This window comes from Nocardiopsis sp. NPDC050513 (assembly GCF_044457925.1).
Taxonomy (GTDB): domain Bacteria; phylum Actinomycetota; class Actinomycetes; order Streptosporangiales; family Streptosporangiaceae; genus Nocardiopsis.
This window is the reverse complement of the sequence record NZ_JBITHK010000019.1, coordinates 57,826-67,998: the sequence shown is the minus strand read 5'-3', so window position 1 is coordinate 67,998 and position 10,173 is coordinate 57,826. Positions and strand designations below refer to the sequence as shown.

Annotated in this window: 10 protein-coding genes and 1 tRNA gene; 5 read left to right on the top strand and 6 right to left on the bottom strand. The window is 71.5% G+C overall.

Going from position 1 to position 10,173, the window contains the following annotated elements; translation table 11 throughout:
• Positions 1-173: 173 nt before the first annotated feature.
• Complete coding sequence (locus tag ACIBFB_RS25525) at positions 174-626, bottom strand: GatB/YqeY domain-containing protein (protein WP_397234360.1); 453 nt, start codon at positions 624-626, stop codon at positions 174-176.
• Positions 627-726: 100 nt separating this feature from the next.
• Between ACIBFB_RS25525 and ACIBFB_RS25520 the strand changes: the two genes are divergently transcribed.
• Positions 727-1,647, top strand: coding sequence for a metallophosphoesterase (locus tag ACIBFB_RS25520; protein WP_397234358.1), 921 nt, complete (start codon positions 727-729; stop codon positions 1,645-1,647).
• A 70-nt stretch (positions 1,648-1,717) separates the two neighbouring features.
• Positions 1,718-1,794, top strand: a tRNA-Pro gene (locus ACIBFB_RS25515).
• Positions 1,795-1,873: 79 nt separating this feature from the next.
• On the opposite strand, the gene ACIBFB_RS25510 is transcribed toward ACIBFB_RS25515, so the two are convergent.
• Both ACIBFB_RS25510 and ACIBFB_RS25505 read right to left on the bottom strand, forming a co-directional pair.
• The gene (locus ACIBFB_RS25510) at positions 1,874-2,452 is read right to left on the bottom strand and encodes a tyrosine-type recombinase/integrase (protein WP_397234356.1); all 579 of its coding nucleotides are present in this window, start codon (positions 2,450-2,452) and stop codon (positions 1,874-1,876) included.
• A gap of 203 nt (positions 2,453-2,655) precedes the next feature.
• Entirely contained in the window at positions 2,656-3,432 is a 777-nt protein-coding gene (locus ACIBFB_RS25505) for a TetR/AcrR family transcriptional regulator (protein ID WP_397234354.1), read from the bottom strand.
• An 85-nt stretch (positions 3,433-3,517) separates the two neighbouring features.
• On the opposite strand from ACIBFB_RS25505, the gene ACIBFB_RS25500 reads away from it, so the two are divergent.
• Positions 3,518-4,417 carry an NmrA family NAD(P)-binding protein gene (locus ACIBFB_RS25500; RefSeq protein WP_397234352.1) on the top strand — a complete coding sequence of 300 codons (900 nt, stop codon included), beginning with the start codon at positions 3,518-3,520 and terminating at the stop codon, positions 4,415-4,417.
• Between the two features lie 169 nt (positions 4,418-4,586).
• Here ACIBFB_RS25500 and ACIBFB_RS25495 read toward each other — a convergent pair whose 3' ends face one another.
• Positions 4,587-5,579 carry a hypothetical protein gene (locus tag ACIBFB_RS25495; protein WP_397234350.1) on the bottom strand — a complete coding sequence of 331 codons (993 nt, stop codon included), beginning with the start codon at positions 5,577-5,579 and terminating at the stop codon, positions 4,587-4,589.
• A gap of 586 nt (positions 5,580-6,165) precedes the next feature.
• Between ACIBFB_RS25495 and ACIBFB_RS25490 the strand changes: the two genes are divergently transcribed.
• Both ACIBFB_RS25490 and ACIBFB_RS25485 read left to right on the top strand, forming a co-directional pair.
• Positions 6,166-7,833, top strand: a complete 1,668-nt coding sequence (locus ACIBFB_RS25490; protein WP_397234379.1) for an ABC-F family ATP-binding cassette domain-containing protein — start codon at positions 6,166-6,168, stop codon at positions 7,831-7,833.
• Between the two features lie 43 nt (positions 7,834-7,876).
• Positions 7,877-8,074, top strand: a complete 198-nt coding sequence (locus ACIBFB_RS25485) for a ferredoxin (protein WP_397234377.1) — start codon at positions 7,877-7,879, stop codon at positions 8,072-8,074.
• 48 nt (positions 8,075-8,122) lie between these two features.
• On the opposite strand, the gene ACIBFB_RS25480 is transcribed toward ACIBFB_RS25485, so the two are convergent.
• Positions 8,123-9,616 (bottom strand): sodium:solute symporter family protein, encoded by a 1,494-nt coding sequence (locus ACIBFB_RS25480; protein WP_397234348.1) that lies wholly within the window; start codon positions 9,614-9,616, stop codon positions 8,123-8,125.
• Positions 9,617-9,781: 165 nt separating this feature from the next.
• Positions 9,782-10,168, bottom strand: coding sequence for a RidA family protein (locus ACIBFB_RS25475; RefSeq protein WP_397234346.1), 387 nt, complete (start codon positions 10,166-10,168; stop codon positions 9,782-9,784).
• Between the last annotated feature and the right edge of the window lie 5 nt (positions 10,169-10,173).

The following is a 10,173-nucleotide window of genomic DNA, read 5'->3' as shown; positions in this document are numbered from 1 at the left end:
CGCGGCGCGCGGGGGGGGGGGGGGCGCCCCCCCGGCGGGGGCGGGGGGGGGCGGGGGGGGGGGGGGGGCGGGGGGGGGGGGGGGCGCCCCCCCGGGCCCGCCCGCGGGCCCCCCCCCCCCCCCCCCCCCCCCCCCCCCCCCCCCCCCCCCCGCCCCGGGTGCGCGTTCCCGCCTCAGGCCAGCTGGCGCTTGACCTCCGCGGCCACGCGGGAGCCCTCGGCCCGGCCGGCGACGCGCGGCCCGACCGCCTTCATGACCTGCCCCATCGCGCGGGGGCCCTCGGCTCCGGTCTCGGTGATCGCGGCGGCGACCAGCTGGGCGAGCTCCTCGTCGGAGAGCTGCGCCGGGAGGTACTCGGAGATGACCTCGTTCTCGGCCCGCTCGGCGGCGGCCTGGTCGGCCCGGCCGCCCTTCTCGAACGCCTCGGCGGCTTCCTTGCGCTTCTTGGCCTCGCGGGTGAGGAGCTTGATGATCTCGTCGTCGTCGAGGGAGCGCTGGGCGGCTCCGGACGCCTCCTCGGTGGAGATGGCGGCGATGACCATGCGCAGGGTGCCGGTGCGGACCGTGTCACGCGCCTTGATGGCGGTGGTCAGGTCGTTCTTGAGGCGGTCTTTGAGTTCGGACATGGCACCGATCCTACGGCGGGCGGCTTCCGCCGGACCAACGGTTTGTGAACACGCGCACCGCGCGTGCTGAGATGATCAGTCGACCGACGAAGGAGTGTGGATGGGAACGGACAGCGGACGGGTCCTGCGCCGGATCGGACGCGCGGCCGCCGTGACGGGCGCGATCGGCGTGGCCGGTGTGGCGTACGCCTCGGTGATCGAGCGCAACTGGTTCCGGCTGCGGCGGTACGAGCTGCCGCTGCTTCCTCCGGGGAGCGACCGGCTGCGGATCCTGCACCTGTCCGACGCGCACCTGACCCCGGGCCGGCGGATGCTCATCGAGTGGATCCGGGGACTGGCGGAGCACGAGCCGGACCTGGTGGTCAACACGGGGGACTCGCTGGCCCACCCCGACGCGGTGGGGCCGTTCGTCGACGCTCTGGGGCCGCTGCTGGACCGGCCGGGCGCGTTCGTGTTCGGGTCCAACGACCTGTACTCGCCGCAGCTGAAGAACCCCGCGCGGTACCTGTGGCGGACGAGCCGGACCGACTACGCCAAGCGCCGGACGCCGGATCTTCCCTGGCGTGAGTTGGGCGAGGCGATGTCGGCGGCGGGGTGGCTCGACCTGAACAACCGCAAGGGCGCGCTCAAGGCGGGCGGGTTGGACGTGGCGCTGGCGGGCGTGCACGACTCGCACATCAGGATGGACCGGTACGACGACGTGGCCGGTCCGGCCGACCCGCACGCGGACGTCCGGGTGGGGCTGCTGCACTCGCCGGAACCGGCCAACCTGAGCCGGTTCGCCGCCGACGGGTACCAGCTGCTGCTCGCGGGCCACACGCACGGCGGACAGCTGTGCCTGCCGTTCTACGGGACGCTGGTCACGAACTGCGGGATCGACCGCCGCCGTGCGTGGGGGCTGCACCGGTACGAGGACGCGTGGCTGCACGTGTCGGGCGGGCTGGGGACCTCGCCGTACGCGCCGGTACGGTTCTGCTGCCGGCCGGAGGCGTCGCTGCTGGACCTCGTCGCCGCCTCCTGAGAGCCCCCCGGATCCCGGAAACGGTGTGCCCGAGCACTCCCCGCGTCCGCTAGACTTGGGGACGTTGCTTCGGGGTGTAGCGCAGCTTGGCAGCGCGCTTCGTTCGGGACGAAGAGGTCGTGGGTTCAAATCCCGCCACCCCGACCAGCACAAACGCCGGTCCTACGGGACCGGCGTTTGTCATTCGGGGGCCAAATAGGGAGCCAGCGGTCCGGGGTGGCCGCGATCAGGCGAAGAGGTTCCCCATCACCTCAGCACCCTTGGTGATGACCGGCCGGAGTTCCTTCCGGTAGACCGTCTCCGTCGTGGCGGTGCTGCTGTGGCCCACCAGGCGCGCGATCTCCTCGACCGGTACGCCCTTCTCCGACATCAGCGAGACGAAGCTGTGCCGGAGTTCCCGGGGTGTCCAGCTCCCGCCGATCCTGGACTCCCTGATGATCGCGCGGAAGCCACGGCGGACGTTGGCCGCGTCGAGCTTGGTCCCCACCTGGGAGCAGAACACCAACCGGTTCTCCTCCCACTTCTTCCCTGCCACCTTCCGGTCGGTTTCCTGGATGTCCTTGCGCGCCCTCAACGCCTCCACGACCGGCTCCGGCAGCGCGAGGGTCCAGCGGCTCTTCTTCGTCTTGGTGTCGCCCGTGGCCCGGACGGAACGCCAGACCTCCACGTGGGGAGGAATGTCGCCGGGCGGGTCCAGGTGGACGTGGGGCCACACCAGCGCCCGGGCTTCCTCGGTGCGGACTCCGGTCATCAGGGACAGCACCACGTAGGCGCACAGCCGCGTTCCCTCAGCGCCGCTCAGCACCGCTTGTGCCCGCTTGAGCGTCAGGGCCCTTGCTGGGACGCCCCTCCTTGCCCTTGGGTATGTCCACCAGGTCGGCTTCGGGAAGGACTTCGAGGTGAACACCGGTCCGTGGGAGCTGGTGTTCCAGGACGTCTCCACCACCAAGGCCGCACTCGATCAGTACCAGCGCCGTCCTGGCACCGCGTGAGTCGGCCCCCGGGGTGTCAGTCGGTCCTGGAGGCGCTCCGGTCCCTCCGCCGCTGAGCCCGCTTCCGACACGTCGGTCCGCAGTAGCGTGCGGGACGACCGGACCGACGAGCGGCCAGGGCGACTCCGCATATCCGGCACCACCTGGGCGGCCTCTCGTGGTCACGGGTTCCGTGCGGCGCACGGGGTGAGTCACGATTAAGGGCGCTCTTCGTCTGTTCCGTGACGCCGTGCGCCGGGACCCCGCAGAGGACCTCCAGGACGAGCCGGGCCATCCGCTCACCGCCGTGTCCGCTCACCGTCATCGCGACGCAACCGGTGATCAGTGCTTTGACCTCCTCGACGGTGACGTCCGGGCGGACCCGGCCACCGCGCTGTGCGGCGCTCAGATGCTCACGCAGTGCCTCGTCGAGCCGGAGCGCCGAGGCGTGCAGCGTGGTCCGCGGCCAGCCCGCGTCCGCCCGCAGGAACTCGCAGAGGCTCGAGCGTCCGCCCGCCGATTCGATGACGTCGGTGAGGAGGGCGACGAGGGCCCGACCCGGATCCGCGCGACCGCGCCTGTGTTCCACGCGTACGACGATCTCGTCGATCTGGGCGGCGAGGACGGCTTCGACCAGGGCTTCCTTGGTGGGGAAGTGCCGGTGGACGGTGCCGGCGCCCACGCCCGCCGCGCGGGCGATGAGAGCGAGGGGAACGGACGTCCCCTCCGTGGCGATGGCCCGGCGGGCCGCGCCCAGGATAAGGTCGCGGTTGCGTCGGGCGTCGGCTCGGCGGGCGTGAACCGGAACATCCATGTCACGTAACCCCTTCGGTAGGCCGCGGTGAATCTACCGTGGCCATACGGGTCGATCAACCCGTTTCGGCACCAGGAGGGGAACGATGGGCGACACAAGAACGATCGTGGTCACCGGCGCTACCGGCCGTCAGGGCGGTGCGACCGCGCGGCGGCTGCTCGCCGACGGCCATCGGGTCAGGGCGTTGGTGCGTGGGCACGGTTCCCCCGCGGCCACCGCGCTGGAGGCGGAGGGCGCCGAGCTGGTTGTCGGCGACCTGGACGATCCCGGGTCCCTCGAGACGGCGTTCGCGGGTGCGCAGGGCGTATTCATCGTGCCGCCCATGGCGTACGCGTCCGGGGGCGCCGACAACGACCTGGAATTCCGACGCGGTGGGGCGGCGATCGACGCGGCGGTCGCGGCGGGCGTGGAGCAGGCGGTGTTCACCGGTCTCGGCTCGTTCTCGGGTGGGGTGGCCGAGCAGGTCGGAGGGAAGCAGCGGGTCGAGCGACACCTGTGGGCGAGCGGGTTGACCGCGACAGTGCTGCGCCCGGTCCGCTTCATGACGAACTTCCTCGGCACCGGTGTCGGTGTCGACGACGTCGCCGACGGTGTGAGCCGTCACGTGTTCCCCGCTGACGAACCGGTGCAGCTGATCGCCCTGGAGGACATCGCGGAGTTCGCGGCCATGGCCTTCGCCGACCCCGACCGTTTCGCCGGCCGTACCCTCGAACTCGCCGGCGACGCCCCGACGCCGAACGAGGCCTTCGGCGCCATCAACGCCGCGACGGGCCTCGACCTCAGGTACGAGCCGTTGAGCGCGGCTGAGGCCGGGGCGCTGGGTCCGGAGGTGGCCGAAGCCCGCCGCCTCTGGCTCGCCGGCCACCGCTGGCACGCGGACATCGAGGCCCTCCGCGCACTCCACCCGGGCCTGCGCACATTCCGGGACTGGCTGGCCGAGGGCGGCGCCGCCCTCCTCCGCGCGGCTCTCGCTCGCGCGGTGTGACCGCGACGGCCACCACGTCATGCGCCGACTCCGCCGTCGACCATGGCCGAGGTGGCCGTTCCCATCACCGCACCCGCCTCTGACCCGCACGGACACGTCAACGAACACGACTCGCCGCCAAGCACGTCCGAGGGCCGGGTCAGAGGGCCGGTGCGGGGCCCTCACAGCCTTACTGGTGCTGGTCCTTGGGCGCCGTGAGCATGGACTCCCCGCAGTCGAGCAGGGCCCCCACGGCCGCGCCGGGGCTCTGCGGGCGAGCGGCGTTCATCTGGTCGCGGCACTCCCGCAGCTCCCGGTCGAAGAGTTCGATCTCCGCGTGGGTGATGGCGTTGGGCGCCGTTGCGTTGCGCGGGCCGTCCACCGTGGCGATGGCGCTGTAGTGCGCGTAGTGGTTGTCGGAGAGCACCTGGGCGCACTGCCCGATCTCATCGGTCTGGTTCGCCGCGGCGACCAGGTTGTGGATGCCGACCTCGCCGTCGATCGTGGGGACGGCGTACTCGCCTTCAGTGTCGAGCAGGCCGAACGCCTGCGGTTCGAGCAACTGGTTAGTGCAGTTCAGGAGAGTGTCGACGCGGTTCCCGATCGTGTCGACGTGCTGGGTCGTGATCTCGTCGAGGAAGAAGACCTCTCCGGCGATCTGGTCGGGGTCCTTGACGAAGACCTCTCCCTCGAATGTGTTGCGGCCCACAAACAGCGCGTTGCCGCGGATGATGATGGTATTCGCGACGAAGTTGTTCCCCTCGTAGACGCCGCCATTGAGGGCGATGGTGCCGCCTCGGACCTCCCAGTCGTTCCCGAGGAAGAGGTGTTCCCGGTGGTACTCCGTCATCACGTCGCCGGTGATGTTGAGGGCCGCGCGCTCGACTCCGCAATCCTGGTACCGCCGGCTGTCGATGTTGATGTTTCGGGCGTTGAAGCAGTTGCCGACGAACATGCTCGCACCCCCCACCACGACGTAGTCCCCGTCGAATGTCTGGGTCGTCTGGCTCGCCTGCGACTCCGCGTGATCCGACTCGGTGCCCTCAGTGGGATTGGCTTCGGCCAGCTGCGTGGAATGCGCGGGATTGGCGATGGACGCGGGGTCGTCCTCCTGGGCCTGGACGGCCGGGGTGGCCAGGAATCCGCCGAACGTCACGGCCGCGGTGACACCGGCGGTCGCCAACGCACGCTTCGCTATTCCACTTCATTCTTCCACGCTCATGTTCCCTCGTTCCGCGTTGCGCTGGATCGCGGCCCATCGGATGATGGTCCGCGAATTCCATCAGTGCCGAAACCACTGACAACGTACCGACAGTAGCCCGCGCCCCATACGGAACTCATAAGGAAATGCTACCCACGCGCCCGTTATTGAAATGTTAGCCGAAAACCCTTACGTTAACCTGTTTCCACAGGTCAGGGGCGATTTCGGGTATGGAAACGACCAGCTCGGTCATCACCAATGGTGGGGTCGGCTGATGGGCACCGACGCTCGTCGTCCCTGGCGTCATGAGCGTCACGTCGATCCGTCACCGTCCCGCCCGAGCCATCGGCTACCGTGGTCACCATGTTCACAGGCACCTCCGGCACCACCTACATGAGGCCCCGCCACCGCGCCTGACGGCGCGGCACCGAGCTCATCCTTCATGTGTCCGCCGTCCCGGTACCCATGCCGGGCGGTGCCCTCGTGCTGCCCGGCTCCGCCGCGACACGTGGAGCACCCTGTGAACGCACATTCCCACCGGCTGTCCAGCCGCCCGACACACGAACTCATCACCGAACTGACCACGGCCGACAGGCTTCCGGCCGGCGTGAGCGCCCATCTGCGTGCCCGTGGGATCCGCGTGGTCCTCGGCGGACGCCCGGTCCTGTCCGGCGTCGACGCCACGATCTCCCAACGGACGCGGATGGCGTTGGTCGGTGAGAACGGCCGCGGCAAGACGACGCTGCTGCGCGTGCTCTCCGGTGACCTCGAACCCGACGACGGCCAGGTGGACCGCGCCGGCACGGTGGGCGTCGTCCACCAGTCGCTCGCCTCCCGCGACGGCGAGACCGTCGGCGCCCTGGTCGCCGAGTCCGTCCGCCTCTCCCACCTCGCCCTGGCGGCGCTGGACCTCGCCACGGCGGGCCTGGCGAACGGCGACGAGGGAGCCGACTCCCTGTACACGGCCGCCCTCGACGCCGCCACGCGGCTCGACGCCTGGGACGCCGAACGCCGGGTCGACGTCGCCCTGGAGGGGCTCGGCGCGTGCACCGACCGGGACCGCGCGCTCAGCACCCTGTCCGTCGGTGAGCGCTACCGTGTGCGCCTGGCGTGCGTCCTCGGCGCGCACCACGACATCCTGCTGCTGGACGAGCCGACCAACCACCTCGACGCCGGGGCGCTGGAGTTCCTGGCCGCGCACCTGCGGTCGCACCCCGGCGGCCTGGCCGTCGTCACCCACGACCGCGCCCTGCTGCGCGAGGTCGCCGACGAGTTCCTCGACCTGGATCCGAGCATGGACGGACGCCCCCGGGTGTTCGCCGGAGGGTACGAGTCCTGGCGGGAGGGCCGCGGACGCGAGCGCGAGCGGTGGACCCAGGAGTACGAGGAGCAGCGAGCCGAGCACGCCAGGCTGACACAGGCGGTGCAGGAGGCGCGGACCAGGGTGTCGACCGGGTGGCGGCCGGACAAGGGCACTGGGAAGCACCAACGCCAGTCGCACGCCCCGGGTGTGGTGCAGAGCCTCAGACGCAAGCAGGAGGCGCTGGAGGCGCACCGGATCACGGTTCCCCGGCCGCCGCTCTCGCTGAGCTGGCCGTACCTGCCGACCAGGCGCGGCGCGCCCATCCTGAGGTGCGACGGCGTGACCGTCGAGGGACGCCTGCGCGCACCGGTCTCCCTGGAGGTCGGGGGCGGTGACCGGCTGCTGGTCACGGGCCCGAACGGCGCTGGGAAATCGACGCTGCTCGGGGTCCTGACCGGCGAGATCGCCCCGACCACCGGGGCGGTGCACCGATCCGACGACGCCCGGATCGCGTACCTGTCCCAGGAGGTCCCGGCCTGGGCGGACAGACTGCAGGCGCATGAGGTCTACCGTCGGCACACCGACCGGCTCGTGTCACGGGGTCTGCTGGCCGAGTCCGACCTGGTGGCCCCGCGCGGCACGGGTCTGCTGGACGGCGAGGCGCTGCGCACCCCGGTCGGTCGGATGTCGGAGGGACAGAAGCGCCGCCTCCACCTCGCGTTGTGCCTGGCGGAGCGGCCCGACCTGCTGATCCTCGACGAACCCACGAACCATCTGTCGTCGCTGCTGGTCGACGAGTTCACGGACGCGCTGGGCGCCACCCCGGCGGCCGTCGTCGTCGCCACGCACGACCGGCAGCTGCTCGCCGACCTCGCGGCGTCGCCGTCCACGACCCTCGTCGCGGTGTCCGGGGAGGACGCGGTGCGGCCCTGACCGCTCCGCCGCACCGTGCCCGCGCCGTGTCCGTGGCCCCGACCTGGCGGCGAACACCCGCCGCGCGGGGCCGGTCGGCGCGGGGCGGTGCGCCCTGATCGCGCCCGAGGTGTTCGACCAGCGCGAGGAGGACGGGGTCGTGGTCCTCCTGGACGCCGAACCCGAGGCGTCCCTGTCCCCCGCCGTACACGAGTCCGCGCAGGTGTGCCCCGCGGCGATCCGTCTGGACACGTCCTCGTGACCGCACCCCTCGAGGTGCTCGCGGACGCCGCGGCCGGGGCGACGCCCCCTACCGCTCCTCGGCGGGCTCCCCGCCCCTCACCTGGGTTCCGACGTCGAGCGCCGACCTCTCCTCCGCGAGACGGCGCAGCGCCTCCTCCCGGGTGACCCGCGTGCGCGGGGTGAGCAGGCTGACCACCACCCCCGCCACCAGGGCCGCCCCCAACGAGGGCAGCACAGCGTTCCCCCAGAACGCGCTGTAGGCGTCCACGTTGTTCACGACCAGCGCCGCCGCCGAACCGCCGGCCATCGCGGCGATCCCGCCCTGCCACGTGGCGCGCGGCCAGAACTTGCCCAGGACCGCGGCCACCAGCAGCCCCGTGAGGACCGTGGAGATCATCATCGTGATGTAGCCGATGATCGTCGTGGCCAGCAGGGCGAACACCAGGGCCAGCAGGAGCACCGCCCCCAGCGCCCACCGCGAGTGGGCCACCAGCCGCTCCGCCTTCGGCAGCCGCCCCGTCACCACCTGGGAGACGTCGCGCATCAGGATGGTCACGCCGACGATCGCGTCGGAGTCACCGGAGGACATCGTCGCCGACAACCCCGCGACCAGCAGGAACGCGCCCACCCAGACGGGGAACAGGGTCGTGGCCAGGTAGGGGAAGGCCATGTCCGGGTTTTCCAGCCCGGGGGCCAGCGCGTTGGCGGACATCCCCGCGACGGCCGGGAGGAGGGAGAAGACGGCGAACAGCACCCCGGCGAGCAGGAAGCTGCGGCGCACCGTGCGGACGTCGGCCGCGGAGTAGATCCGCTGCCGGTAGGACGGCGTGGCCAGGACCCCGACGGCGATGACCACCGCGAGCGACAGCGCGGGCAGCGGGCCCAGGGCCTCGACGCCCAGCAGGGAGGCGGCCTCGTCGGAGGTGCCCTCGCGCATCCCGTCGAACCCGCCGACGGTCACCAGTGCCAGCACCGCGAGGATGGTGAAGCCGAGGAAGAGGATCGTGCCCTGGACGGCGTCGGTGATGACCACCGCCAGGTATCCGCCGACCACGGTGTAGAGGCCGAAGCCCAGGGCGATGACCACCTTGGCCAGGTTCTCGTCCATACCGGTGAGGAAGGACAGGTACATCGCCCCGCCCATGATGTGCGCGCCCAGCCAGCCGACGGAGGCCAGGAAGAGAAGGACGGCCACGACGCCCTTCACCGCGCGGCTGGCGCCGTAGTAGTAGCTCATCTCCTCGGCGAAGGTCATGAAGCCGTGTTCGCGCACGTCCGCGAAGAGCCACAGCAGGAGGAAGACGCCGAGCGCGCCGCCGATCCCGTACAGAGCGCCCGCCCAGCCGTTCTGGTAGGCGAAGCCCACGGCGCCGAGGCTCGATCCGGTTCCGACGAGTGTGGCCAGCGTGCTGCCCATCACCAGGGGGGTGCTGAGTTTGCGTCCGGCGAGCAGGAAGTCCTCTCCGCTGCTCGTGCGCCGGGCGACCCACCAGCTGATACCGAGCATGAGGAGGACCGCGGCGAGGAGGGCCACCAGGTAGCCCATGGAGGATTCGATCATGACACACGTCCAAAAGTCATGGGGGAGTGACGCTCGGTGCGACCGCGGGGTCAGGAGCGGTCGGGGGGTGCGGTGTCCGCCCGGCGCACGTCGTGCCGGGCGGTGCCGGTGCTGGTCCCGCGAGGGGTGCGCACCGCGCCGCGGGTCTCGGGCGGCTCGGCCGGGCTACTCGGCGGGCTTGTAGAGCACCGCGTCGACCTCGATGAGGAAGCCCGGCAGGTCGGCCTGGACGGTGGTGCGCGCCGGCGGCTCGTCGCCGAAGTACTCGGCGAAGATTCCGTTCATGGCCTGGAAGTCGTCCAGGTCGCGCAGGTAGACCCTCGCCTGGACGGCGTCGGCCAGACTCGACCCGGCGGCCGCGGCCACGGTCGCGAGGTTGTCGAAGGTCGCGCGGGCCTGCTCCTCGAATGAGCCGTCCACGAGTGAGCGGTCGGGCCGGTGCGGGGTGGCCCCGGCGAGATGGACGAAATCACCGGCGATGACCGCCTGCGAGTACGGGCCCCCGGGCGGTGCGGCGTCCGGGGCCGTGACGACCTGCTTCCTCTTGGCCATGTGAG